At 70.6% G+C, this 25,624-nt stretch carries 19 protein-coding genes; 9 read left to right on the top strand and 10 right to left on the bottom strand.

Features of this window, described 5'->3' with window-relative positions; translation table 11 throughout:
• Positions 1-155 precede the first annotated feature (155 nt).
• The 3 genes from ACTXG6_RS06305 to ACTXG6_RS06295 form a co-directional block, all read right to left on the bottom strand.
• The gene (locus tag ACTXG6_RS06305) at positions 156-1,049 is read right to left on the bottom strand and encodes an SDR family NAD(P)-dependent oxidoreductase (RefSeq protein WP_445186817.1); all 894 of its coding nucleotides are present in this window, start codon (positions 1,047-1,049) and stop codon (positions 156-158) included.
• A gap of 152 nt (positions 1,050-1,201) precedes the next feature.
• Positions 1,202-2,035, bottom strand: coding sequence for a hypothetical protein (locus ACTXG6_RS06300; protein ID WP_445186816.1), 834 nt, complete (start codon positions 2,033-2,035; stop codon positions 1,202-1,204).
• An 866-nt stretch (positions 2,036-2,901) separates the two neighbouring features.
• Positions 2,902-3,525: a phosphatase PAP2 family protein gene (locus ACTXG6_RS06295; protein ID WP_445186815.1), complete on the bottom strand. Its 624-nt coding sequence runs from the start codon at positions 3,523-3,525 to the stop codon at positions 2,902-2,904.
• A gap of 638 nt (positions 3,526-4,163) precedes the next feature.
• Here ACTXG6_RS06295 and ACTXG6_RS06290 point away from each other — a divergent pair.
• The 4 genes from ACTXG6_RS06290 (at position 4,164) to ACTXG6_RS06275 (ending at position 8,670) form a co-directional block, all read left to right on the top strand.
• Positions 4,164-4,499, top strand: a complete 336-nt coding sequence (locus ACTXG6_RS06290; RefSeq protein ID WP_445186814.1) for a YnfA family protein — start codon at positions 4,164-4,166, stop codon at positions 4,497-4,499.
• Positions 4,500-4,713: 214 nt separating this feature from the next.
• Complete coding sequence (locus ACTXG6_RS06285) at positions 4,714-5,904, top strand: lipid II:glycine glycyltransferase FemX (RefSeq protein WP_445186813.1); 1,191 nt, start codon at positions 4,714-4,716, stop codon at positions 5,902-5,904.
• 83 nt (positions 5,905-5,987) lie between these two features.
• A complete protein-coding gene (locus tag ACTXG6_RS06280; protein ID WP_445186812.1) occupies positions 5,988-6,929 on the top strand; it encodes a hypothetical protein in 942 nt (313 codons plus the stop codon).
• Between the two features lie 133 nt (positions 6,930-7,062).
• On the top strand, positions 7,063-8,670 hold the full coding sequence (locus ACTXG6_RS06275; RefSeq protein ID WP_445186811.1) for a lipid II flippase MurJ: 1,608 nt from the start codon (positions 7,063-7,065) through the stop codon (positions 8,668-8,670).
• Here ACTXG6_RS06275 and ACTXG6_RS06270 read toward each other — a convergent pair.
• Complete coding sequence (locus tag ACTXG6_RS06270) at positions 8,667-9,443, bottom strand: PhzF family phenazine biosynthesis protein (protein ID WP_445186810.1); 777 nt, start codon at positions 9,441-9,443, stop codon at positions 8,667-8,669. The genes ACTXG6_RS06275 and ACTXG6_RS06270 overlap by 4 nt on opposite strands.
• 64 nt (positions 9,444-9,507) lie before the next feature.
• Here ACTXG6_RS06270 and ACTXG6_RS06265 point away from each other — a divergent pair, with 64 nt between their 5' ends.
• Together ACTXG6_RS06265 and ACTXG6_RS06260 are read left to right on the top strand one after the other, a co-directional pair.
• Positions 9,508-11,376: a putative nucleotidyltransferase substrate binding domain-containing protein gene (locus ACTXG6_RS06265; RefSeq protein WP_445186809.1), complete on the top strand. Its 1,869-nt coding sequence runs from the start codon at positions 9,508-9,510 to the stop codon at positions 11,374-11,376.
• A gap of 173 nt (positions 11,377-11,549) precedes the next feature.
• Positions 11,550-12,419, top strand: coding sequence for a metallophosphoesterase (locus ACTXG6_RS06260; RefSeq protein WP_445186808.1), 870 nt, complete (start codon positions 11,550-11,552; stop codon positions 12,417-12,419).
• Between the two features lie 27 nt (positions 12,420-12,446).
• On the opposite strand, the gene ACTXG6_RS06255 is transcribed toward ACTXG6_RS06260, so the two are convergent.
• The 5 genes from ACTXG6_RS06255 to chrA form a co-directional block, all read right to left on the bottom strand.
• On the bottom strand, positions 12,447-13,304 hold the full coding sequence (locus ACTXG6_RS06255; protein ID WP_445186807.1) for a glutamate ABC transporter substrate-binding protein: 858 nt from the start codon (positions 13,302-13,304) through the stop codon (positions 12,447-12,449).
• Between the two features lies 1 nt (position 13,305).
• Positions 13,306-14,865, bottom strand: coding sequence for an amino acid permease (locus ACTXG6_RS06250; RefSeq protein WP_445186806.1), 1,560 nt, complete (start codon positions 14,863-14,865; stop codon positions 13,306-13,308).
• A 505-nt stretch (positions 14,866-15,370) separates the two neighbouring features.
• Complete coding sequence (locus tag ACTXG6_RS06245) at positions 15,371-16,063, bottom strand: DUF305 domain-containing protein (RefSeq protein ID WP_445186805.1); 693 nt, start codon at positions 16,061-16,063, stop codon at positions 15,371-15,373.
• 64 nt (positions 16,064-16,127) lie between these two features.
• A complete protein-coding gene (locus ACTXG6_RS06240; RefSeq protein WP_445186804.1) occupies positions 16,128-16,577 on the bottom strand; it encodes a hypothetical protein in 450 nt (149 codons plus the stop codon).
• Positions 16,578-16,730: 153 nt separating this feature from the next.
• Positions 16,731-17,948: a chromate efflux transporter gene (chrA, locus tag ACTXG6_RS06235; protein ID WP_445186803.1), complete on the bottom strand. Its 1,218-nt coding sequence runs from the start codon at positions 17,946-17,948 to the stop codon at positions 16,731-16,733.
• Positions 17,949-18,090: 142 nt separating this feature from the next.
• On the opposite strand from chrA, the gene ACTXG6_RS06230 reads away from it, so the two are divergent.
• Positions 18,091-18,738, top strand: coding sequence for a class I SAM-dependent DNA methyltransferase (locus ACTXG6_RS06230; protein WP_445186802.1), 648 nt, complete (start codon positions 18,091-18,093; stop codon positions 18,736-18,738).
• A 43-nt stretch (positions 18,739-18,781) separates the two neighbouring features.
• On the opposite strand, the gene ACTXG6_RS06225 is transcribed toward ACTXG6_RS06230, so the two are convergent.
• Positions 18,782-19,054: a winged helix-turn-helix domain-containing protein gene (locus tag ACTXG6_RS06225; RefSeq protein WP_445186801.1), complete on the bottom strand. Its 273-nt coding sequence runs from the start codon at positions 19,052-19,054 to the stop codon at positions 18,782-18,784.
• 163 nt (positions 19,055-19,217) lie between these two features.
• Between ACTXG6_RS06225 and ACTXG6_RS06220 the strand changes: the two genes are divergently transcribed.
• Positions 19,218-20,012 carry a GAF and ANTAR domain-containing protein gene (locus ACTXG6_RS06220; RefSeq protein ID WP_445186800.1) on the top strand — a complete coding sequence of 265 codons (795 nt, stop codon included), beginning with the start codon at positions 19,218-19,220 and terminating at the stop codon, positions 20,010-20,012.
• Positions 20,013-20,476: 464 nt separating this feature from the next.
• Complete coding sequence (locus ACTXG6_RS06215) at positions 20,477-25,378, top strand: AAA family ATPase (protein ID WP_445186799.1); 4,902 nt, start codon at positions 20,477-20,479, stop codon at positions 25,376-25,378.
• The last annotated feature ends 246 nt before the right edge of the window (positions 25,379-25,624 follow it).

Raw genomic sequence — 25,624 nt, 5'->3', positions numbered from 1 at the left:
ACAGGCTCGACCGCGCTGGGCGTCCCCGCCGACTTCGACGGTGGGGGCGCCCAGCGTCGCGACAAACCCCGTCGCGACAAACCCCGTCGCGACAAGCCCCGTCGCGGCAGGCCCCGTGACGAGCTCGACCGCACGCCGGGTGCGTCAGCGGCAGCTCAGGTGGGCAGTCCGACGAGCTCAGCCGAGCGGTCCCAGAGCTCGCGTTGGTAGCGGGCGTCGTTGCGGGCGGCCACCGAGGGCAGTAGCCGAGCGCCCGGGGTAGAGGTGAAGAACTGGCCGCTGACCCCGTCGAGTGCCGGGTCGAGCACCAGCCTCAGGCCCATCCGCGCACCCTGCTCGGGGCGGCGGACGAACGGGGTCCTGGCGAGGAACGTCGCCACCCGCTGGGCCCCTTGCACATCCCGGGTCAGGCCGGTCGCCACCAGTCCCGGGCAGAAGCAGTTCGCGGTGACGCCGAGGCCGTCGAGGCGACGTGCGAGCTCCGCGGTGAACAGGACGTTCATCAGCTTGGAGCGGCCGTATGCCGCCTGCCCGCCGAGTGCGCCGTAGTCCAGCGGATCGGCAAGTGTCCTGAGCTGCGGGCGCCCACCCAACCGGTGCGCCTCGGACGCGGTGCCGACAATCCGGGCGGACCCGGCTTTGCCGAGCTTGCCCAGCAGCAGGTTGGTCAGCAGGAACGGCCCGAGGTGGTTGGTCGCCATCATCAGCTCGAACCCGTCCGCGCTGCGCGACGGGCTCATGGCGGCCAGTCCGGCATTGTTGACCAGCACGTCGATCCGGTCATGGCGCCGGTCGAGCTCGGCGGCCGCGCGCCGCACCGAGGCGAGGTCGCCGAGGTCGGCGAGGACGACCTCGGGCGCCGGCGCTCCGGCCGCGCCGGCGGCGAGCTCGGTGGCCACCGCATCGGCCTTCGCCTTGTTGCGAGCCACGATGGTGACCGCGGCACCCCGCTGCACGAGTCCACGGGCGATTTCCTCGCCGATGCCACTGGTGGCTCCGGTGATGACAACGCGAAGATCTCGGACGTCCCGCTCTGCTGTCTGGCTCACCTGACGCTCCCTGCCCGCGAGCTGAGCCGCGACACAGCCGCGACTTTGTTGCACTGTAGCGTTGTCGGAGTGGCCGATACAACCGCGGTACCGGCCACTCCGAGGACGACAGGGCCTTGCGACGAGCGACGAGCGGCGTTGTTCAGGCCCGGCTAGGCGGAGCTGCCGTTGCGGGCGCTGCGCGTGCTGGTGGCGCGGGTGGTCGAACGCGTGTTGGCGGCGCGAGTGGTCGAGGGCGCGCTGGCGGCGCGGGCGGTCGAGCGCCCGTTGGCGGCGCGAGTGGTGCCGGCCTTGGCCCGGGTGCTCCGAGTCCGAGGCGCGGCCGCCGCCGTGTCCGGCCCGGCGGCCGCCTCAGCAGCCACAGGCGCCGTCTTCCCGACGGCCGGACTCTTCGCCACAGCCGAGGTCCGCACGGCAGCCGGGCTCTTGACCGCAGCCGGGCTCTTGACCGCAGCCGGGCTCTTGACCGCAGCCGGGCTCTTGACGGCAGCGGGGCTCTTGACGGCAGCGGGGCTCTTGCGGACCGCAACAGTCTCCTTGGCGGCCTCCTTGGCGGCTGAGCTCGGCTCGTCGGCGGCCGGTCGGTCGTGCTTGGACAGGTCGCGCTCCTTCTCCCGCCGCACCATGTCGGCGAGCACCGCACGGTCGTACCTGGCTTCGGCGGCGGCGGCGCGCTGGCGGGCCTTCGCGTCGGCGCGGCGGGCGGCCTTGCGTGCGGCGCGCAGCTTGTCCCGCTGCTTCTCCGCTGCCTTGATGGCCTTCTTCAACCCGGCGACCCGGTCCAGCGCCGCCCGCAGGCTCGCCTCGTTGTCCCGGTGCGCGAGCGCGGTGGCGTCCAGCTGCTCGTCGAGGGACGACACCTTCGCACCTGCCGCCGCCGCCGCGCCGGCGCGCTCGCGCAGCGCCTCCCGCCGCCGGTCCAGGTTCGAGCCGCTCTTCGTCGTGCCGGTGCCAGAGGCAGCACCGGAGGTCGTTGATCGAGCCATGTTCAGTTCCCTTCCTTCCCCGGGGCGGCGGCGATCCACCGCCGCGGTTCCACACCTCGAGGGGCGGCCACGGCCAGGCCCCGCGGTGTGTCGACCGGCCCGGACCGGCCAGAGGTAGGCGAGTTCACCACCGAGACGCACCCAGGGTGAACGCGAGGTCAACGCTCGGTTGACCCACGGCATCAACGTAACACCGCAAGCCGAACAATCACACCCGCCCCACTCGTCACCGGGCGCCGGCATGGGCTTGCGCACACTGTGGCGCCCGTCCCCGTGTCGCTGGCCCTGTTGGCCGGGCTGAGCGGGTACACATAGAGTGGGCGCGCGACGTTAGCGATCGCGGGGCCGCTCGACGCGGTGCTGCCCGCCACACCTGATGTGTGGCCTTGCCCGACCTGACACCACTTACCTGTCGGCACGGTTGAGAGCACTCCCCACACCCAGCTTCCACCGGCCTCGTGTCGCACCCGGCCCGCCGGTGGTGTTCATTCCGATCCGCCCGCCGATGAAATCGGCACCGTCGCGGCGGCCCCGCTCCCCAGGGCCCGCGGCGCAAGGAGAGGGGCAGAAACCTGATGCTTCGTATCCCGAACCCCATTGCCTACCCGTGCTCGAACTGCGGCGAGCCGGCCGTCCTGGTCGAGTTCCCCACCGGACTACTGCCGGTGCACTGCGGCACCTACCGCGAGACGTGCCCACCACCACGGCCCGTCCAGCGGCGCTCACCGCGCCGTTCACCACAGCGTGGCTGCACGGTGAGCGACCCGCCCGCCGGCGGGTCCCCGTTCCGATCCCTGCGCCGGCGTCTGCGCACGCTGGGGCACCGCCGAGTCAGCTGAGGTCGAACGCGTGGGCGGGAGCGCCGGTCATCCGACGGCGGGCTTCACCGGTGCCTTCGCCGCCGGACGGGGGCCAGCTGTGATCAGCGGCCGGAAGATGGTCGGCCCGGCGAAGCTCAGCAGTCGCACCAAGGGGCGGCGGACGAGCAGGAACCCGACCAGGCTGACCACCGCGCCGAGCACCAGCCCGACCAGGACGTCGACCGGGAAGGCGGCCGCGACGTAGATGCGGGCGAAGGCCATCAGCAGCGCGGCCAGCGCGGTCCACCACCCGAGCTTGCGGCTGACCAGGAACAGCGTGGCGGTCACCGAGCCGGCCATCACGGCGTGGTCGCTGGGGAATCCCGGGGCCAGGCTGTGCTGGGCCAGGATCAGCAGGTTCGGGTACAGCAGGTAGGGGCGTCGCTCGGCGAACGTCGCCGTGATCGGCTGGTTGATCGCCAGCGCCAGGAGCATGCCCACCGGAGTCCAGATCGCGGCGGCCACCGCGGGCAGCTCCGCCCGCCGCCGTGCGATCCACCAGCCGGCGAGCATCAGCTCGGCGAACACCACGAGGCCGCAGATCGCGTAGGCGAGCACCACCGAGTGCAGCCAGGGCGTGGACCGCGCCAGCTTGTTCACGGCCATCAACAGCCCGATGTTGAAGTTCATGGGCGTGTCCTCAAATTCGAGTGCGAGGGAGCGATCACATCGTCAAATGCAAGGCCTAGCGACACCCTCGGATCGGTCGGTGAGCTCCTCGACGTCCCAAGGCCGGGCCTGGTGCCCGACCTCAGCTACGGCGGGGCGAGGTGCCACCGGCGGAAACCGCTCTCAGCGTAGCGTCGGTTCGCTGCCGGGGGGAGGGGTGGCGACGCGGAGCACGGGTTTTGCCGCTCAGGGTGTCCTCGGCCAGGCCGCCGTCGTTCGAGCCCGACCCGTGTCGGTGCGGTGTGGCATCCGTCCTCGGCGTGACCGAACCGTCCTACCGACGCGGGCACCTGGACGTCCTGTGACACCGTCGCCGTCGACTACGCGGAGCTAGCTCGCACCGAACTCGCCACGCTGTGTCGCTCAACGGCTCCCGGTGGCCGCCCGACCGTCTCGCCGAGCTGGTGAACCGGGCGGAGCCGGTGACGGACGCCCGACCGGTCCGGGAGCCGGCCGGATTCGAGAACACCGCACCCGCGTACCTCATGGTCCGAAAACCGGAGCAACCGTAGCTTTCACCCGATCGGGCCCCGCTCCCGAGTTCCTGGCAACCCACTGAGAGTGGGAGCGGAGTCGCACCGGCAGTTATCGTGATCATCATGACTGTGCTGCGTTCGATCGGGCTGTTCGTCCTCGCGGCCATCGCGGAGATCGGCGGCGCCTGGCTGATCTGGCAGGGCGTGCGCGAGCACCGCGGCGTGGCCTGGATCGGCGCTGGCATAGTCGCCCTCGGCCTCTACGGCTTCGTGGCGACCCTGCAACCCGACGCGAACTTCGGCCGCATCCTCGCCGCCTACGGCGGGGTGTTCGTCGCCGGCTCCCTGGCCTGGGGCATGGCCCTCGACGGCTACCGGCCCGACCGCTACGACGTCACCGGCGCCCTGGTCTGCCTCGCCGGAGTCGCGGTCATCATGTACGCGCCCCGTGGCGCCTGACCCGGGCGGCCGATTTCGGAAGGTGCGGTTGCCGGACGGCCCGACCGCGGTTTCTGTCGTTTATGGTGCGTTTACATGAGATTTACCTGCTAGTTCTGGTGGTCCGGATTGCGCCACCGGCCGGGGTGCCCTGCGTATAGGGCACCCCCCTGTGTCATTATCCGCGCATTCGTGGAGTTGGTGACGGCCATCGGTGGCACAGGGGACGGCGGAAATGAAACGGGACTTGCTGCACGAGTTGGCCGGACCCGGTGACTCCGGTGTGGTGGCCGAGCCCGTCACGCTGGAGGTGGGCGTGGTCTCTGCGCAGGTGTGCGAGCAACCGTCCGGATCGGTCCTGAGTGCGTGGGACCGGCTTGTGTCCGAGACGAAGGAAAGTGACGTCACCCAGCTCAGCGGTTGGGCGGCGGTGCGGCGCACGGTGGGGTACGAGCCGCTGTACGTGTTCGCCTGGCAGTCGGATGTGCTGGTCGGCGGCGCGCAGGTACTGGTCCGGCGCACACCGCTCATCGGGCGGATCGGATACGTCTCCTACGGGCCCGTCATCGCCGCGGCGGCACCGCGGGCGGCGGTGGTTGCCGCGTTGGCCGACGCGCTGGAGGGGCTGGGCCGGACCCGGTTGTGTGCGTTGTTCGTGCAGCCGGTCGAAGGCGATGACGTCAGCGCCGCGCTGCTGGCCCGGGGGTTCCGGGACTCGATGGCCGGGGTGGCGCCGGCCGCGACCGTGCGGATCGACCTGTCGGCCACCGAGGAGGAGCTGCGGGCCGGGCTGAGTAAACGGATCCGGCGCTGGACGGGCAAGTGGGCCAGCTCAGGGGTGGCGGTGCGCCGCGGTGGGGTCGCGGACCTGGAAATACTTGCCGACCTGCTGCGGCGGACAGCGGAGCACCAGGGTTTCTCGGAGTTGTCCCCGGACTACGTGCGCACCCTGTTTCACCAGTTCGCCGACCACGGCCACGTGGACATCTTCGTCGGGGAGGTCGACGGCGAGCCGGTCGCGGCGGAGCTGTTCACGACCTGCGGTGGCGTGTTGCGGTGCCGGCTCACCGGACTGGACCGCTCGAGCCCGGCGGTGCGGCTCAGCGTCACCTCCGCGCTCGACTGGGAAGCGATGAAGTGGGCCAAGGCGAACGGCTACGCCGAGTTCGACCTCGGCGGCCTGTCCGCCACCGCGGCGGCCGCGGTGGCGGATGAAGGATTCAGCTCGCCGACCGTCGAGGGCGCCGCGCGGTTCAAGCTCGGCTTCGGCGGTCGGTTGCACCACTACCCCCGCGCGGTCGAGCTGATCTCCTCGCCGCTGCTGCGCAGGGGCTACGACATTCTCGGTTCGAGGTCCGCCGGCCGAGTGGTGGTCGACAAGGCCAGGCAGTGGATGCGACACGGTGCGGGGAAAACCCGCAAGTAACGTTCCACCGCGACTTTCGTTTGCCTCAAAGTGGGGCAGATCTAAACTATTACCTGAGAGTTTCCACAAGGGGGTTCCAAGCCGTGCCACGCGTTTTCGACGCAATCTCGCCGCGCGATATCCAGCTCTGGGGCAAACACACCGTCAAGCTGCGGCACAACCTGGCCGAGCGGGAGGACCTGTTCTCCGACGAGTCGCTGGCGAACCTGGTCGAGACCATCGATCTCAAGCGCATCGATATCACGACGATGGACGACGACCCCGCGATCTGGGGACACGTCGACCGCGCCGGGCAACCCGGCGCCAAGGTGCTCGACGCCGTCCGCGGCGGCCGCGTGTGGATCAACCTGATGGCCATCGAGAAGGCCGACCCGCGCTTCGCCGACCTGCTCGCGCAGATGTACGACGAGCTCGAGACCATCATGCCGGACTTCAAAACCTTCAAACGCAAACTCGGCCTGCTGATCTCTTCGCCCACCGCCCGGGTCTACTACCACTTCGACGTCCCCGGCCAAGGCCTCTGGCAGATCCGCGGCCGCAAGCGGATCTGGATCTACCCGCCCACCGAGCCGTTCCTGCAGCCCACCCGCATCGAGAACGTCGTGCGCAGCCTGACCACCGAAGAGCTGGACTACCAGCCATGGTTCGACGACTACGCCGAAGTCCACGACCTCGGACCCGGCGACATGCTGCACTGGTCACTCAACGGCCCACACCGGGTCAGCAACCTCGACGGCTTCAGCGTCTCACTCACCACCGAACACTGGACCTCCCAGATCCGCCGCTCCTACGCCATGCACTACGGCAACGGCATCCTGCGCAACAAGGCCCACTGGGCGCCCAGATCCAACTCACTCGACGGCCCCGCGTTCTGGACCAAAGCCGCCCTCACCGCCGCCTGGCGCAAGACCGGCATGGAGAAGAAGAACACCTACAAACGGGTCCTCAGCTACAAGGTCGACCCGGACGCCCCGCTGGGTGTGGTGCCGCTGGCGGAGAAGGACCGGACCACCGTCCTCCTGTAACCTCCATCAGCTCGTCTCGTCGGTGCCCGGCGGGAGGTGTCCGCACGGCACCCCGCCGGGCATCCGTCTGTTCCCAGGGAGTGGCCTGCATGAGTGATGACCGGGGACGATGCGCTCCTCGGCGGTGAGATCTGTGGACTCATCGGCCGGTGGCGGCGGCTCAGCGAACTCCCGGGGCCGCATGCAGCGGGCCGCGGCCAGCGTGGCCGTCTGGACGCTGCTGAGCCGGGCCACCGGCATGGCGCGCGTCCTGGTGATCGGTGCGGTACTCGGTCCGACGTATCTGGCGAACGTGTTCCAGGCCGGCTACACGCTGCCCAACTACGTGTTCACGATCTTTGCCGGCCCGATGGTGGCGATGGTCGTCGTCCCCTCGGTGGTGCGCGCGAGCGCTGATGCCGGAACGGCCGGCGCCCGGGACGTGCTGGGCCGGGTGTCCGGGCGCCTGCTGACCATCGCCGGCGTGTGCGCGGCCGCGCTGGCGCTGCTGTCGCCGGTCCTGGGGTGGTCGCTGGTACTCGGGGTGCCCGGACCCGACCGCGACCGGGCCTGGCTGCTGGCAGCGGTGCTGATCATGTTCGTGGCTCCGCAGATCGTCCTGTACACGATCATCTCGCTGGCGGTGGCCGCGCAGCAGAGCAGCGGCCGGTTCGCCCTTGCCGCCGGGGCACCCACCTTCGAGAGCATCGCGACCATCGCGATGGTGCTGATCGTGGGGCGGGTGTTCGGCACCGGGCTGGACGTCGGCGACTCACCGCTGGCGATGGTCGTCTGGCTGGGCGTGGGGAGCACCGCGGCGGTGGCGGTCCACACCGGGTTGCAGCTCTACGGGGCGGCACGTGTCGGGCTGCTCGTGGCGCCGCGCTGGGGACTGCACCGGTCACCGGTGGCGCAGGACTGCGTACGCCGCATGACCCGTTCCACCCCGGTGGCCGCCGCTCCGGCCGCCACCGACTACCTGCTCGCGGTGATCGCCGCCACCGTGCCGGGCGGGGTGTTGGTCATCCAGCTCGCCTCGCAGCTGTTCTACGCCCTGTCCTACGTCGCCGGGCGCGCCGTCTCGATGGCCGCGCTGCCCCGCCTCGCCCGGGCCGCCGCCGACGCGGACTGGCCGGGCTTCGCGGCGGCGTGGCGGCAATGTCTCTACTACGCGACGCTCGCCGCGCTGCCCCCGCTGTGTCTGCTGCTGGCGTTCGCCGGCCCCACCGCGGACCTGCTGAGCAACGGTCAGCTCCACCAACAGGCGCTGGTCGACGAGCTCACCGCCTGCCTCCTGATCGCCGCGATCGGCCAGCTGGTGTCCGGGTTGCACGATCTCGGCCGCCGGGCGCTGTTCGCCCGCCTCGACGACCGCGGCCCCCGCAGGGCGAGCATCCTGGGTTTCGCGGCCGGCACGGTCATCGCGGTCGCCACCGTGTTCCTCACCTCCGACCCGAAGCTCACCCTGGTCATGCTGATGATCTCCATCCTGGTCGGCGAGGTCGTCTCCGCCGCCACCGTGATCAACCGGCTGCGGCGGCACATCCGGCCGGAGCACCTCGTCGACCCTCGGCACGGGGTGCCTGCCCTCCTCGCCACCCTCGCCATGCTGCCCGCGATAGCCGCCGGCTACTGGCTGCTGCAGCACCTCGCTCCGGACCGCCTGACCACACTCGCGGTCCTGACGGCCACCGGCACCGTGGCGGTCGCACTGTTCGCGGCCGCGATCCTGCTCGGCAGAAGGCGCGGCTCTCTCGGCTAGCCGTCGGGCCTGGGGTTCCGTCCGAGCGGAACCCAGGTTGGGCCGTCTGGACGGCGTCGGACACGGCCCGATCGCGATACATTCGCCGGTCCGTTCCGCTCGCCGGTCGTGCGGGGTTCCTCGACCAGCGTGACCCGGCCGCCCACCGCAATCCGCCCGTCCGGGTGCGGCCGCGTACGGATCTCGGAGCCGACGCCCTGGTGCACAGTCAGCGAACGCCCCAGCTCGGCGGTGAGCAGGAGCGCGGCCGCACCGGTGGCCTCGTCCTCCACGATCGCGTCGCCGCGGCGCGGGAAGGCCCTGGCCCGCACCACGCCGGCCGCCTCGTCGACCCATGCCCACGTGTAGAGGAAGCCCTCGCCGACGGGCGGGCCGGGCAGAGCGTCGATCTCGGCGGGCGAGGCCAACTCGAGCGTGGTCCGTCCGGTGACCCAGTCCGCCCGACCCGCCACCCAGCTGAACTCACCGTCGACCCCGGCAGGTACCGCACCGGCTCCGGGGTGCACCACGTCGCAGGTGCCCAGCCGGGCGCGCAGCAGCCAGGACACCCCCACCAGCGGATGTCCGGCGAACGGCAGCCGGATGCTCGGGGTGTAGATGTCGACGACCCCGCCCGCGACGTCGTCGACGAACACCGTCTCGCTGTACCCCAGCTCCGCCGCTCGTCGCTGCCGTGCTCCGGGCGCAGTGTCGTCTCCGACGATCACCCCGAGCCGGTTGCCGCCGGTGGGGCCGGGCCCGCCGAAGACGTCGAGGACCACCAGTTCACGCATGCCTCATGACAACACACAGGTCGAGCCGCAAATCGCGGCTGGCACGTCGGGACGTTGTGGCAGCATGACGGACGTGAACCCGGCCGAGCTCGCGGCATTCCTGGCCAAGCACCCGCCCTTCGACTCACTCGGCGCGGGCGCTCTGGACGCTATCGCGCAGGGCTCGCGGGTGGACCGCTTCGCCGACGGCGACCTCATCCTGGACGCGTTCCGGAACCCGTCCTGCGAGGTGTACGTCGTGCTCGAGGGACACGTGCACCTGTGGAACGACGCCGACACCCGCGCCGACGGGCCCGACGAGGTCGTCTCGCCCGGCGGCATGTTCGGGTTCTCGGCCATGCTGACCGAGCGCTCGATCGGGCCACGCGCCGTCGCGGCCGGCGAGGTGGTCGTGGCGCGCGTCCCCGCCGCACTGGCGGCGCCCGTCTTCACCTCGCGCCGCGGGGCGCGGTTCCTGGTCGAGATCGTGTCCACGGCCCGAGGCCGGGTGCCCGCCGCCCCGACCTACAGCCTGGTCGACGATCTGATCGTCCGGCCTCCCCTGGTCGTCGAGCCGTCCACCCCGGTCGCGGAGGTGGCCCGGCGGATGACCGCCGAGGGCGCGCCCTGTGCCGTGGTCCCGCTCGAGACCGGACGGTTCGGCCTGGTCACCGACTCGGCGTTGCGTACCCACGTGCTGGTCGAGGGCCTGCCGTCGAGCTCTCCCGCGCACTCGGTGATGGACACCTCGGTGCCCACCGCCGTGCTGGGCGACTCCGCCGCCGAGGCGCTGCTGCTCCTGCTCGACCGGGACGCCGAGTTCCTGCTGGTGACCGACAGGGCCGGGGGACTGCGCGGGGTCGTCTGCCCACGCGACTTCGCCATCTCACCCAGTACCGCCGGGGTCTCGCTGCACGAGCAGCTGCGCCGGGCCCCCTCCGTCGAGGACCTGACCAGCCACGCCGCCGGAATACCGGCCATGCTGGGCGACCTGCTGTCCCGCGGCCTGGCCTCCGGTCGGGTGATCGCGGTGTACTCCACCGTCGTCGACACGCTGGTCCGGCGCGCGATCGGGTTCGTCTTCGCCGAGCACCCGGAACTGTCGGTGGACGCCTTCACCTGGCTGTCGCTGGGCAGCAACGGGCGGCGGGAGGCGGTGCTCAGCTCGGACGTCGACTCGGCGGCGGCGTTCGACGGGTCCGTCTCGAACGCCGAGATCGTGCACTACCGGGAGGCATTCGGCGAGGTCTACCAGGTGCTGGAGCGGGCCGGGTTGCACGGGGACGAGAACGGCGCGACCGCCCGGCACGCCCTGTTCGCCCGCACCAACGAAGACTGGCGCCTGGCCGCCGAGGAGTGGATGGCCGCACCGGCCGAGCACAACGGGGCGATGATGATGTCGCTGCTGGTGGACGGGAGGCCGATCCACGGCGACCCGGGGCTGCCGGCGGTGACCCGGGTCTTCGGCGACGTGCGCCGCCATCCGGGCACCATGCGACTGCTCCTGCGGGAGTCGCTGTCCAAGCGCGCGAAACTGCGACCGATGCGAAACATCCTGGCCCGCCGGCCGGACATCTTCGACATCAAGTCGCACGCGCTGCTGCCCATCGTGAACATCGCGCGCTGGGCCGCGCTGAGCGTCGGCTCCGCCGCGCTGCCCACCACCGAGCGGCTGCGGGTGGCCGCCGGGTCGGCCATGCTGCCGGACGAGCAGGCCAGGATGCTGATCGAGGCGTTCGAGGTCCTGCAACGGCTGCGGTTGCGCTACCAGCTGATGCAGAACCGGGCCGGCGACCGGCCGTCCGACCTGCTCACCATGAGCCGGATGTCCTCGATCGACCGCAGCGTGATCGCCCAGGCGGTCCGGGAGATCTCCTCGGTCCAGCGCCGGATGGACAACATCTCGCAGTTCGTCCCCACCGAGGCGTGGGCCTCACCGGAGCCGGCACATTAGGAGGGTCCTGAATGGTGCCGCTCGTCGCGAGCGGTGATCCAGTGGGATGCGTCGCAAGGCTTGTGTCGTTCTCGGAGTGGCCGATACCGTTGTTGTATCGGCCGCGACGACAACGCCGCGAGGCGCCGACTGGGCGCCGCGCAGCAGAGCATGCATCGTTCAGGGCGCTCCTAGTGCCGGGCTCCGACCGACCGGGCGGCCCGGCGCACCGCGTTGCGGTCATCGGCGACGTCGCGGGCCACATCGACGAGCTGCGTACCGAGCTCCGGCGGCTCGGCGCCGACAGCGCAACCGGTCGGCTGCCCGACGACCTGACCGTCATCCAGGTCGGTGACCTGGTTCATCGCGGCCCCGCCTCCGACGCGGTGGTCGCCCTGGTCGACGGCTACCTGACCCACCAGCCGACCCAGTGGGTCCAGCTCGTCGGCAACCACGAGGCGCACTACCTGCGCGATCCGGTGTTCCACTGGCCGGAGCGGATCAGCGCCCGGTCCGGGGACACCCTGCGCCGCTGGTGGGCCGAGGGACAGATGCGGGTGGCCACCTGGGTGCGAGACGACTCGCGTAACAACGGGGAGAGCTTCCTGATCACCCACGCGGGCGTCACGGCGGGCTTCTGGCGTACCGCGCTCACTGTGACGAGCAGCGCCGAACAGGCCGCGACCAGGATCAACTCCCTGATCGGCGCGAACGACGGTGCGCTGTTCCGCGCCGGCACGCTGCTACACGGACGGCGGCGCGCCCGCAGCGTCGGCCCGGTGTGGGCGGAAACCGCCACCGAGCTGTTGCCCAGCTGGCTGGCCACGACGCTGCCATTCAGCCAGATCCACGGTCATGACTCGATCTTCGACTGGCAGCGGCGACGCTTCAGGGCCACCGAGGACCTGGCCCTGCTGACCGTCGTCGACGAGGAGGCGAAGCACGAGACCACCGCCCTGCCCGGCGGCCGGATCATCGGCGTCGATCCTGGCCACGGGAGCCAGCCACGCCTCCCGTGGCGTGCGTGGGAGATCCGGACCAGGGCGAGTCCGGCGGATCTGTGACGATCCGACGGACACGCCCTGAGCCGCTCAGGCGCTGCCCGGGTTCGGCGGGTCGGGGATCTTGTAGCCCGAGGGCGCCACGGTGATGTTCAGCGCACTCCGCCACGAGCCGTCGGCGACGTACTGCTTCAACGCCGCGTTCACCTTGTCGCGCAGTTCGGTGTTGCCCTTCCGGATGCCGACCCCGTAGACCTCGTCGGAGAAGCCCTTACCGACCAGCTTCAGCACACCCCGGTACTGCGGCTCGGCCGCGAAACCGGCCAGGATGACGTCGTCGGTGGTCGCCGCGTCAACTTGGCTGTCGGCCAGCGCCTGGACGCAGTCGGACCACCTGGAGAACTCCTTCAGTCGGATCCGACCCTGGTAGCGCGCCAGCACGTTGGCCGCCGAGGTGGTGCCGGACACGGCGCACAGGTCCTTGCCGTTCAGCGTCTCCGGTCCGGTGATCTCCTCGTCGTTGCGGCGCACCAGCAGGTCCTGGTGGGCCACGAAGTACGGCCCGGCGAAGTCGACCACCTGTTTGCGGGCGTCGGTGATTGAGTAGGTGGAGAAGATCAGGTCCACCTGGCCGCTCTGCAGCAGCTGCTCCCGGTCGCCGCCGGTGGCCGCCTTCCAGGTGATGTTCGCCTCCGGCACGCCGAGCGCCTTGGCCACGTACGTCGCGGTCTCCACGTCGAAGCCCCGGTAGCTGGTGCCGTCCTTCACCCCGATGCCGGGCTCGTCGAACGGGATCCCGATGGTGAGCCGCCCGTTGGGGGTTGCCCCCGGCACCGGCGCCGGTGAGGGGTTCGGCCCCGCGCCGCCGGAGCCACCACATGCCGCCAGGGTGGCGACGGCGAGCCCCGCCAGCGCCGCCGCGGCCAGCCGTCGCACCATGTTCGCCATCTCAGTTCCCTTCGGACGGCTTGGCCGGGTCGAGGTCGTCCGGGTCGACGTTCGGCCCGTAGGTCGGCCCGTCGTTCGACCAGACCGCCTTGATCCGCCCGTTGGTGTTGGCTATGACCGCGGGCTCCACGAGCTTCCAGCCCAGCGCGAGTAGCACGGCGAGGATCGGGATCCCGAACACGACGACCAGGAAGGTGACCTTGTGGCCGAAGTACGGGCTGCTCTGCCAGCCCGACACGGCCAGGCCTATGAGGACCAGGCCGAGGAAGACCAGCCCGATGATGCTGGTGTACGGGTGACCCGGCATCTGGAACGGACTGGCCGGGATCACCCCCCGGTTCACCAGCGAGCGCAGCCGCAGCTGGCAGAGGAAAATAGTGGCCCAGGTGAAGAGGACGCCGATCGCCGCGGCCTCGAGGGCGATCTCGAACGCGTCCGGGACCCACGCGTTGAGCGCGGCGCCCAGGACGAACACCACCGACGTCATGACGATGCCTGCCCACGGCACGCCCGAGGCGCTCATCTTGAGGGTGAACTTCGGCGCCTGCTTGGACATGCCCAGGCTGCGCAGCACCCGCCCGGTGGAGTAGAGGCCGGAGTTCAGGCTGGACAGCGCGGCCACAATGAGCACGGCCTGGATCAGCGTACTGATCCAGGGCAGGCCCATCCGGTCGAAGATTGTGACGAAGGGGCTGGTCCCGGACTTGTACTCGGTGGTGGGCAGCATGGAGACCAGCAGCAGGATCGAGCCGCAGTAGAAGATGGCGATCCGGTAGATGACGGCGTTGACGGCCTTGGGTACTTCCTTTTCTGAGTTGGCCATCTCGCCGGCCGCCACGCCGACCATCTCGATGGCCGCGTAGGCGAACACCACGCCGGACATGACCAGGATCGGCCCGTACCAGGTGTAGTCGCCGCTGGCCGGCCAGAAGCCGCCCGGGTTGCTCCACAGGTTGGAGAACCCCGCCTTGTGGGTGCCGATGCTGAACCCGCCGATCACCACGACCAGACCGACCGCGAGGAAGATCACGATCGCGCCGACCTTCAGGATCGCCGCCCAGAACTCGAACTCACCGAACGCCCGGGCGGACATCAGGTTGATCGCCAGCACCACGGCCAGCGCGATGAGCACGGTTGCCCAGGTGGGCATCTGCGGCCACCAGTACTGGATGTACAGCCCGACCGCGGACAGCTCGGCGATCCCGGTCAGCGCCCAGTTCAGCCAGTACATCCACCCGGTGACGTAGGCCCACTTCTCGCCGTAGAACTCCCGCATATAGGACACGAAGGCGCCCGACGTCGGCCGGTGCAGCACCAGCTCCCCGAGCGCGCGCATCAGGAAGAACGCGATGACCCCGACGAAGGCGTAGCTGAACAGCAGCGCCGGCCCGGTACTGTGCAGTCGGGAGGCCGAACCCAGGAACAGCCCGGTCCCGATCGCGCCGCCGATGGCGATCATCTGGACGTGTCGGCTCTGGAGGGTCTGCTTGTAGCCGACCTGCTCGGCGTCTAGGGAATGCTGGGGTTCTTGGGTCTTGGTGGTGGCTTCGTCCTGGGTCATGGCATCGTCCTCACCTGGTCGACTGGGCCACGCATAGTCATCTCCTCGTGACGCATGGTCAACCAGGTGAACAACGCCGGAGATCCGCCGACAGGTCACCCATGCGAGTGAGGCAACCTTAGAGTTCGACGCGACCGCGTGCAATGATCGATCGCGACCGTGTACCGGACCGATACTCACCGCGCGGCCGGGTCGTTTGGGGCCCCTGACCTGGCTGACCGAGCCGCCGGCGAGGTCGCGAAGGGCGTCCAGCGTGCCGGTTAAATTCGGCGGCCCGGGCGGGCGCCGTCCTACCAATCCTGATAAGCGCGCGGCGACAAGTGGCCCGCCGACCGGGGGACCGCCGGCGGACCACCTGCCTCTTCAAACGGGCTCCCCGACCAAACCCGTGAGTCGACAGCCAGCCGCACGGTATTCGCCCTACCGCTGCGCCATCATCAGTCGAATAGACGAAAGCTGGCGCCCATCTGACGGACAGGCCGGCCCGGCAGCGGTTACCGATGGCTCACCCGTGGGCGAGCATGGTCTGCATCTCGGTGATCTCGCGCTGCTGAGCTGTGATGATGTTCTGGGCCAGCGTCTTGGCGTCGGGGTTCTCACCGTCGGCCAGTTCGGTCTGGGACATGGTGATCGCGCCCTGGTGGTGGCCGATCATCATCTGCAGGAACATCGTGTCGAACGCGGCGCCGTTGGCCTGGCTGAGCTGATGCGTCTGCCGCTGCGACATCATCCCCGGCATCGCGCCGGAGCCGTGGCTCATCCCGGGTTGGCTGTTCTGGCTCGTGTCGCCGTGGGCCATGCCGCTCATCCCGCCCGTGCCCGGGGCGTCGGTGTCGGGCACCGGCGCGTCCCAGGCACGTAGCCAACCGCTCATCTGGTCGATCTCGGGCTGCTGAGCGGCCTCGATCCGGGCAGCCAGGTCTTTCACCCGCGGTGAGCTGGCCTGCCGCGCGGCGAGTGCGGACATCGACACAGCTTGGGCGTGGTGCGGGATCATTTCCGTGGCGAAGGTGATGTCAGCCCGGTTGTGTGCCTGCGCCGCCGGGGCTGGGCTACTGGTGGTGGCTGGGCTGCTGGCGGTGGCTGGCGGTGCACTGCTGGTCGGGCTGGTGCTGCTGGCGCATCCGGCCAGAACCGCGCTCAGGGTCAGAGCGGCGGCGACGGTGGCGGTTCGGGTCGCGACGGTACGCGTGATCATGGTGGTGTCCTTTACGTCTGTGTTGTGCGCTACTGATGGGTCACCGGAAACAGCGGGTGACTGATCAGCGCCGCCAGACGCCGAGCTGGGAGAACCGGACACCATTGCTCGGTGGGCTACGCGCCGGGAGCGTGCTCGCCGCGGCACCGGGCGTGGCCAGCGGTGCATCGCGTGAGGCCGCCGTCGCCGCGAGCAGCATCGCCTCGGCCGCCGCGTCCGCGTCGGCGCCCAGCACCGCCTGACAGGGGTGTCCCATCATCGCGCCCATGCACGGGCAGCAACCCGGCTCGCTCACCGACACGGGTTGGTTCGCCGTAGCCAGCAGCGGGCCGCCCATGTCCATGCCCAGGTGAGTCGGCGCCATCCCCACCGTGTCGGGCTGTGCGCCGGGAGCCGGGCTCGCGGGAGCGACGAGGTGGTGCATGCCGACCAGACCGGCGGCGACCGCGACGATCAACAGCCACTGACGCAACGCCGTGGTGGACCGGGTCGGCACAACTCCGACTGTAGCCATCCCACCGTTCACCTCCGCACCATGGGCCCGATCCGCGTCTAGTGGTGGTGGTAGGCGCCCGATCGCGCAGCCGGTGAGGCAGTGCAGCGTGGCCGACGCGGCCGCCGACCAGGACACCGAGGAGACGCCCGGTTTCGGCTCGGTGTCCCGGAGTCAGCGAGGCAGGGGCACGCCGACGGACGTGAGGACTACTCCTGCCACGGCGGCGCCCAGGAGGGTGAGGACCACGCCCCTGCCGAGCGGGAGCAGGAGTACCGCGGCGCCGGCGAAGATGGCGTACTGCCAGGTCTGGGTCAGTGCCGTGGCGAGGGGAACGGCGGAGCCGAGGATCGCGCCGATCGCGGCGGGGCCGGCGCCATCGAGGAACGCGCGCACTCGGATGTTGCCGCGGAGCTCGTCGAAGCGGTGGGCGCCGAGTAGCACGAACGCGAACGACGGTGCGAACGCGACCGCGGCGGCGAGCAGGCCGCCGGCGACTCCGCCGGCGGCGTAGCCCACGACCGCGATGGTGTGCACGACGGGGCCAGGGGTGATCTGGCCGAGCGCGACAGCATTGAGGAACTGGGTCGCGTTCATCCAGTGGTAGTGGTTCACGGCGTCGGCCTGAATCAGCGGAATGATCACGAACCCGCCGCCGTAGGACAGCGCACCGACCTTCAACGCCACCCACGACAGCGACAGCAGCGAGCCCACCCCGGCAGCGCCGGCCGCGAGAACCGGGATCCCGACGAATGAATGCGGCGCGCCGTCGTTCCGTTGGTGGTGGGCGGCGAGCTCGGCCACACCACAACCGAGCAGGACGACCACCAGCCACGGACCGATCACCGCGGCCGCGGCCGCCCCGGCGACGAGGTAGATCAACCACCGCGCTCGGCCGCTGTCGCGGGGACGTTTCCAACTGGGCACGAGCAAGGCCCACCCGGCCTGCACGGCGACCGCGGCCACCGCCGCACCGGCGCCGGCGCCGGCCCCGGCCACCCACCGTGGCGGAGTGCCAGCCAGGAACAGGGCGGCAAGCCCGAGGATCAGGACCAGCCCCGGCGCAATGAACGCGACCCCGCCGAGCACGGCCCCGATCCGGCCGCGGACGCGCCAGGCGCAGAAGATCGCCAACTGGGTGGACGCCGGCCCGGGCAGAAGATTGCATGCCGCGATCGCGTCCTCGAACTCGGCGGCCCCCATCCATCGCCGGCGCGTGACGCACAGGTCGCGCAGCAACTTGATGTGCGTGGGTGGGCCGCCGAACCCGACGCAACCGAGTCGACCCCAGTCACGCAGCACGGTCAGCAGCGTTGGGGTCGACAGATCGTCGGCGGGCTCGTCGGCGGGCTCGTCGGGGGGCTCGCGGTGGGGGAATGCGGGCGGAGTCACGGTTCCTCCCGGATCAGGGGGTGGCTCACGGCGCGGAGCGGGACGTCGATGCGGCAGCCGAGGTGGCACGCCACGGTGGTCGATCCGGGTGAGCCGGCGACCCGGGTGTTGCTGTCAGGGCACCGCTCTAGCGTCTCCGAACATGAACGACACCTACGCCGCAACCCGGCACGCGTACGACCAGGTGGCGGTCGACTATGCGCGACTGCTCGAGGACAACCTCGCCACGAACATCTGGGACCGCGCGGTGCTGTCCGCATTCGCCGAGCATGTCACGGCCGCGGGCGGCGGGCGGGTGCTCGATCTGGGGTGTGGACCGGGCCGCATCACCGGGCATCTGCGCGAACTGGGGCTTGACGTCGCGGGAGCAGACCTCTCACCGGCGATGGTTGCCGAGGCACGCCGCCGCTTCCCCACGTTGTCGTTCAACACTGGCCGTCTCGACGCGCCGGCCGCCGCCCCGGAATCCCTCGCGGGGCTGCTGGCTTGGTACTCGCTGATCCACGTGCCGCCCGGGGAGCTCCCCTCAACGCTGCGGACGCTCGGCAGCATTCTTCGGCCGGGCGGCCACCTTCAGCTCGCCTTCCAGGTGGGCGACGGCCATCGGCGCATCACCCACGCCTACGGCCACGATCTCGACCTCGACGCCTGGAGCCTCGACCCGGACCACGTCACCACCCAGCTCCGCGAGGTCGGGCTAGAGGTCATCGCCACGGTCCGTCGCGCGCCCGAGGAGCCTGAGCGGTCCCCCCAGGCCTTCCTTCTCGCGCGCAAACCGCCCCGACCCTGATCTCACGCTCACGCTCAACCTGAAGCCGACAGGGGTCAGGGGTCTATTCGTGCTCGGCGGCGGGCGGGCCGAGTAGGTCCAGCAACGGGCCGACCCGGTGCCCGTCCTGAGCGGGGTGACGAAACGGGCGGTCCAGGTGCACCGTGTAGCGGTTGCGCCGCCCGACCCGGGTATGGGCCACGTAGCCCGCGGCCTCGAGGTCAGCGACGATCGCCTGAACGGTGCGCTCGGTCACCCCGACCACCTCGGCCAGCTCCCGCATTCTGGCGTCGGGATCTTGGGCGATCGCCACCAGGGCGCGCCCGTGCGCGGTCAAGAGCGTCCAGCTGCTTTGGTCCTGTGCGTGAGACATCGGCGCTGAGTATAAACCCGCGAGTCAAGACACGCGAGATTAAACATACGTTTTTATTGACGTACATCCCTCCGCCCGCTTACGCTGCCGCGTACTGGTGACGCACCCAGTGGAGGAGAGGTCCGCGATGACGACCAGCTCTCGTTCCGCAGCATCGGCGAACCTCCGACTGGCACACCGGAGGACAGCCAGGAACGAGTGGCGTGACCATGGCTGGGCGGATCGGTTTGCCGAGATCGCCCGCGCCTTCAGCTCGGGGAACTCGCCGAGCGCGACCCTGTCGGAGATCACCTCGGTCGCGACGCGCTACGTCCCAGGCTGTGATCACTGCGGAGTCTCACTGATCCACGAGTGGGACCGGCGGAGCACCGATGCGGCCACCGACGACGTGCCGACGCGAGTTGATGAGCTGCAGTACCGCACCGACCAGGGCCCGAGCCTGGACGCAATCCGAGATCAACACACCGTCCTGGTCGAGGACCTGTCCAGCGAGCGACGGTGGCCGGCGTTCAGTGCCCAGGCAGTCGAGCTGACAGGGGTCCGCAGTTTGCTGGCGGTGCGCCTGTTCACCGACACCGACACCATCGGCATTATCACCTTCTACTCCCGCACCCCCGCGGCCTTCGACGCGGACGCGCAAGCGGTGGCCGCGATCCTGGCCACCCACGCCGCAATAGCGATCATCGGCTCCCGGGAACGCGCACTCGCTAACAACCTGCTCAACGCGCTGAGCTCCAGCCGCGAAATCGGAACCGCGGTCGGCCTGCTGATGGCCCAGAGCAAGCTGGACAGAGACGAGGCATTCGAACTTCTACGCAACGCCTCGCAGCGACTCAACATCAGAGTCAGCGACCTCGCAAACCACATCATCGCCGCCGGCAAGCTCGACATGGACGACCTGCGCCACGCCGCTCAACGCTAGTCCAGGCCGGGGACTGCCCTGGCAGCCGTGGCTGCTCGTTCCCGTTCGGCGACATCCACGCGGACACGTTTCTCCACCGAGCAGCCGGCGCGCACCCACCCGACCCCGGGGTGTGCGGACGTTTCTCCCCGGTAACCCGGGGTGGTCCCCCGTGACAGTCCCGGGGTCGCTCCAGTCTCCGTGCGTGAAGAGTGTGGCCGTGGGTTTCGTGTCAGCCATGAGCGCGAGGAGATCGTCCCCACCCGATCACCGGCTGGGGACGGCACGTCGGCCGGTGATCGGGATCGCCGTCGCGCCCCACCCCGCGCTTCCCTGAGCTCTCGCCTTGGCCCTGGCATGGGTGTGGGGACGTATGAGGTGCGGGTCGGGGGGTGTGTGGGTATCGGATGGGGGCAGGCGGGGTGGGGCCGGAGCTAGATTCCCCGGTTGGCGCCGAGGTAGTGCACCAGAGCGAGCGCACGTGGGTGACTCGGCTGTACCTGCCCGGCGGCACGGTGATCCGTAAGGAGCCGCTCGGGGCGGATGCGCCGCGGCGGCTGCGCCACGAGCTGGGGATGCTGGGCCGGCTGCGCGGTGTGGTGGGGGTCGCGCAACTGCTGGATGCGCCGACATATCCGGACTCGATCGTGTTGGCGGACGTCGGGGGTACCAGCCTCGCGAGGGTGCCTACGCCGCTGGACGTCGACGAGCTGATCGAGCTGGCGGTGCGGTTGGCCCGGGCGGTGGCCGGGATGCACCGCCGCGGGGTGATGCACCGCGATATCACTCCGGCGAATGTCGTGCTCTCGGGCGATGGCACCCCGTGTTTGGTGGATTTCGCGTTGGCGAGGCCGTTGGTCGAGGTGCGCCCGGAGTTCAGTCACCACACCCAGATCGTGGGGACGTTGGCGTATCTGGCGCCGGAGCAGACCGGTCGGACCGGGCGGTCGGTGGATCATCGCGCCGACCTCTATGCGCTGGGTGCGACGTTGTACGAGCTGGCCACGGGTGCGCCGCCGTTCGGCTCGGGTGACCCGCTGCGCCTGGTGCATGCCCACTTGGCCCGGGTGCCGCCCCCGCCTGCGGAGGTGAACCCGGCTGTCCCGGCGCCGCTGTCGGCGATCATCCTGCACCTGCTGGAGAAGGAACCGGATCACCGCTACCAGAGCGCGGAAGGGCTGGTCTATGACCTGGAGCGGGCCCGGCGCGTCCAGAGCGGTCCGGCGGCGGCGGTCGGTGTCGGTGTCGGTGTCGGTGTCGGTGGGCGTGATTTTCCGGTGCGGCTGGTGCCGCCGTCGCGGCTGGTGGGCCGCGAGGCGGAGGTGGCGGTACTTAAGGAGGCGTTCGAGGCCGCGCTGGCTGGTCGATGCCGTGGGGTGCTGATCGGTGGGGCGGCGGGGGTGGGCAAGACAGCGCTGGTCGATGAGCTGCGGGCGGTGGTGACCGGCGGCGATGGCTGGTTCGTGGCGGGCAAGTTCGACCAGTATCGGCGGGATAGCGAGTTCAGCGCGGGACATCAGGCGTTTCGGGCGTTGGGTCGGCTGCTGTTGGCCGAGCCCGAGGATGAGCTCGCGCGGCTGCGCGAGCGCATCCTGCGGGCGGTGGGCGCCAACGCGGGTTTGCTGGTTGCGGTGGTGCCGGAGTTCGCCGCGCTGCTGGCCGTGGAGCCGGGTGCGGGGGACCCGCTGACCGCACAGGTGCGCATACAGCGGGCGGGTGTGGCGGTGGTGCGCGCGGTCGCCTCCCGGAAACGACCCTTGGTGGTGTTCCTCGACGACCTGCAGTGGGCCGGGCGCACCCCGCTCGGCTTCGTCGACCTACTGCTCAGCGAGGAGCCGGTCGAGGGCTTGTTGCTGGTGGGCGCCCTTCGGGACGGCGAGGTGGACGCCGCGCACCCGCTGGCGCTACCGCTGTCCCGATGGAGCGAGCAGGCCGACGTGGAACACCTGCGGCTGGACAACCTGTCCGTGTCGAGTCTGGTCGGCATGGTGGCCGAGATGCTGCACGTGGACCCGGCCACGGCGGCGGGCCTGGCCGAGCTGATCCATCCGCGCACCTGCGGCAATCCGTACGAGACGGTGGAGCTGCTCAACGCACTGCGCGGCGACGTCCTTCTGGCGATGACCGCCGCCGGGTGGCGGTGGGACACCACGGCCGTGCGCACGCACCTCGGCGGCTCCGACGTGGCCGCGCTGCTCGCGGGTCGCGTCGAGGCCCTACCGCCACCGTCGCGGCGGGTGCTGGAGGCGATGGCGTGTCTGGGCGGGCATGTCGAGCTGAGCCTGCTGCAGACCGCCACCGCGACGCCAGCGGGCGCGGTGGAGCAGGCGCTGGCGCCGGCCCTGGAGGAGGCCCTGCTGGTGGCCGAGCCCGGGGCGCGGGAGGCGGTGCGGTTTCGCCACGACCGCATCCGCGAGGCCATCCTGGCCGGGCTGGACCCGCCGCGGCGACGCACCCTGCAGCTGGCCATGGCGCGACGGCTGGGCGAGGTGCCGGAGCTGTTCGCCGTCGCGGCCGAGCAGTACCTGCCGGTGGCCGATACGGTCGACGATCCTTCGGAACGCGCACAGGTGGTGCGACTACTGCGCCGCGCCGCCGACCAGGCGGCGCTGATCGGCGAGTACGCCCTGGTGAACGCACTCCTGGCGGGCGCGCTGCGGCTGATCGACCCGGGCCAGACCGCCACGCTGATCGCAGTGCACACCGGCCGGCACGCCGCCCTGTACAGCATCGGACGTCTGGAGGAGGCCGACGAGGAGTACCGCACCATCGAGCAGCTACACCCCACCGCCCTACAGCGCGCCGACCCGACGGCGGTGCAGATGAGAAGCCTGACCCACCGGACCCGATTCGCGGAGGCGGTCGTGCTGGGTGTTGAGTCGCTGCGTGAGCTCGGCATGGACGTCCCGGCGCCAGACCGTCTGCCGGCTGAGCTCGACCGCCAGGCCGACCGTCTATACCGGTGGCTGGACCACACCGACGCCGCCGATGATCTGGCCCGGCCAGACATCACCGACCCCCTGTTGCTGGCCGCGTCCGGTCTGATCGACGCAACGCTGCCGCCGGCGTACTTCGGCCAGGACTTCTCGATACACGGGTGGCTGAGTCTTGAGGCGCTGCGGATCGTGATCCAGCACGGCCCGGCCCGAGCTCTGGTCGGCCCCGCCTGCCACGCGGCCTTCCACGCCGTGGTGCTGCGCGGCGACTACCCTGCCGGGTACCGGGGAAGGCGGCGGATCCTCGCGCTGGGCGAAGCCCGCGGCTACGAGCCCGGCACCTCGAAGGCTCGCTTCCTGTTCGCTATCCTGAGTTGCTGGGGCGAGCCGATCGAAAACGGTGTCCACGATGCGCAGTGGGCCCGGGAAGGGCTGATCGCCGGGGGTGACCTGGCCACTGCGGGACACACCTACTACCCGGCCGTCACGGGCCTGCTGGACGCCGCGCCATCGCTGGACGCCTGCGTCGCCGAGGTGGAGGCCGCGCTAACCTTCGCCCGGCATACCGGCAGCGAACAGATCGCCCAGTGGCTCGACGGCTACCGCTGGCTGGCCGGTGTGCTCCGCGGCGAAAGCCCCGCCGCGGCTGGTGAGGTCACGCCCGAGAGGTACGTCGGCAACCCGCTGGCGCTTCTCAACGGGCACCTCACCCGCGCGCTGGCCGCCGCCATCTTCAGCGATCCGGCCGGCCTGACGCGGCACACCGCGGCGGCGATGCCGCTGCTGCCGGCGGCCCTCGGCCAGTACCCGACCGCCGTGGCCCGCCTGCTGCGTGGGCTGGCCCTCGCCGGGCAGGTCCGCGCCGGCCATGGTGACGACCGTCGGGAGCTGTTGTCCGAGCTGGATGAGGTGACGGGTTGGCTGGCAGCCCGCGCCGCGGCCGCCCCGGATAACTTCTTACACCTGCTGCGGCTACTCGAAGCCGAACGCGCCTGGGCGCTCGGCGACTTCCGCGCCGCCGCACTGGGTTTCGATATCGCGCGTCGCGAGGTCGCCGGCCGTCCCCGGCCCTGGCATCGAGCCCTGATCACCGAACGGGCGGCCCGCTTTCTCCTGGCCCGCAGCTACGATCACGCCGGCTACGCCCTGCTCGCCCAGGCCCGCGAGCACTACCTGGCCTGGGGGGCGAGCGCGAAGGTGGACCAACTCGACTGGGCCTACCCCGCCCTACGCCCCCTCGAGGTGACCGTCGGCGGCGAGGAGCCCACCGACGGTTCGCGTGACCGCGCTGGGGTCAGCACCGGCACCCTGGACCTGCTCGGCATCGTGGCCGCGTCGCAGGCACTCAGCGCGCAGACCAGCATCGACCAGCTGCACACCCGGGTGGTCGAGGTACTCGGCGCGATGACCGGCGCCACCGCGGTCCACCTGCTGCTCTGGGACAACGACCGGCACGACTGGCTACTGCCGACACCCGCCGGCGGTACCACCCCGATCAGCGGCACCGGCCACCAGCACGAGCTGCCGATGTCGGTGCTGCGTTACGTCCAGCGCACCGGTGAACCGCTGGTCGTGGGCGATGCCACCGGCGATGACCGCTTTGCCCGCGACCCGTACTTCACCGAGCTGGCCTGTTGCGCTCTGCTGGCGGTACCGATCCTGAGCCGGGGTAGCCCGCGGGCGGTGCTGCTGCTGGAGAACCGGCTGCTGCGTGGCGCGTTCACCACCGACCGGCTCGACGCCGTCACGCTCATCGCCGGCCAGCTCGCCGTCACGCTGGACAACGCCCAGCTGTATGCCGAGCTGACCGCGTCGCGGGCGCGGATCGTGGCCGCCGCCGACCACACCCGGCGCTGCATCGAGCGCGACCTGCACGACGGCGCCCAGCAGCGACTGGTCTCCCTGGCCCTTCGGCTGCGCGCGGCACAGGCGGGGACGCCGCCCGATTCCGGCGAGCTGGCGGTCGAGCTGGACTCGCTGGTCAGCGAGGTGACGAGCGCGCTGGATGAGCTGCGCGAACTCGCCCGTGGCATTCATCCGGTTGTCCTGGCGGAGGGCGGGCTGGACGCCGCCCTGGAGGCGCTGGCGCTGCGCAGCGCCGTGCCCGTCGAGCTGAACGTCGCGGTCGAGCAGCGATTGCCGGAACAGGTCGAGATCGCGGCGTACTACGTGGTTTCCGAGGCGCTGACCAACGCCGCCAAACACGCCGCCGCCTCGCTGGTCCAGGTCCGGGCCGACATCGTCGAGGCCGAGGGTGCCGATCTGCTGCGGGTCGAGGTCCGCGACGACGGGCGTGGTGGCGCTATGGCCCAGGGCACCGGGCTGCTCGGCCTCAAAGACCGCGCCGAGGCGCTCGGCGGACGAATCTCTTTGGACAGCCCGCCCGGATCGGGCACCACCCTGCGGCTGGAGCTTCCCCTCAGCACTGTCGGCCTCGGCAAATTTCGCTGACGCGGGGGCCACCGGCGACGCCGGTCAGGTGACGACCCGGGCAACGGACCAGGACCGCGGCACCCAGGCCCCGATCGCGCCGGCGATCAGCAGACCGATCACAGGTCGCGCAGGATCGCCGGGCGAATCCGAGGATCAGCGCCTAGAGGATTTCCCAGGTCATCGACCCGGCGCACCTCATAGAGGGTATCTGGGCAAGGACGTCGTGAAGGCGATGGATCTCCGTCCCTGCGTGCCTGACGAACC

It is taken from the genome of Pseudonocardia sp. Cha107L01 (assembly GCF_052566575.1).
Note: the sequence above shows the minus strand (reverse complement) of the source record. Positions and strands in the feature narration are given on the sequence as shown.

Coding starts and splice junctions, on each gene's coding strand:
- ACTXG6_RS06300 (WP_445186816.1), bottom strand. CDS start 2,035: ATGGCTCGATCAACGACCTCCGGTGCTGCCTCTGGCACCGGCACGACG.
- ACTXG6_RS06290 (WP_445186814.1), top strand. CDS start 4,164: ATGACTGTGCTGCGTTCGATCGGGCTGTTCGTCCTCGCGGCCATCGCG.
- ACTXG6_RS06265 (WP_445186809.1), top strand. CDS start 9,508: ATGACGGACGTGAACCCGGCCGAGCTCGCGGCATTCCTGGCCAAGCAC.
- ACTXG6_RS06240 (WP_445186804.1), bottom strand. CDS start 16,577: ATGGCTACAGTCGGAGTTGTGCCGACCCGGTCCACCACGGCGTTGCGT.
- ACTXG6_RS06250 (WP_445186806.1), bottom strand. CDS start 14,865: ATGACCCAGGACGAAGCCACCACCAAGACCCAAGAACCCCAGCATTCC.
- ACTXG6_RS06245 (WP_445186805.1), bottom strand. CDS start 16,063: ATGATCACGCGTACCGTCGCGACCCGAACCGCCACCGTCGCCGCCGCT.
- ACTXG6_RS06295 (WP_445186815.1), bottom strand. CDS start 3,525: ATGAACTTCAACATCGGGCTGTTGATGGCCGTGAACAAGCTGGCGCGG.
- ACTXG6_RS06255 (WP_445186807.1), bottom strand. CDS start 13,304: ATGGCGAACATGGTGCGACGGCTGGCCGCGGCGGCGCTGGCGGGGCTC.
- ACTXG6_RS06220 (WP_445186800.1), top strand. CDS start 19,218: ATGACGACCAGCTCTCGTTCCGCAGCATCGGCGAACCTCCGACTGGCA.
- ACTXG6_RS06230 (WP_445186802.1), top strand. CDS start 18,091: ATGAACGACACCTACGCCGCAACCCGGCACGCGTACGACCAGGTGGCG.
- ACTXG6_RS06270 (WP_445186810.1), bottom strand. CDS start 9,443: ATGCGTGAACTGGTGGTCCTCGACGTCTTCGGCGGGCCCGGCCCCACC.
- ACTXG6_RS06285 (WP_445186813.1), top strand. CDS start 4,714: ATGAAACGGGACTTGCTGCACGAGTTGGCCGGACCCGGTGACTCCGGT.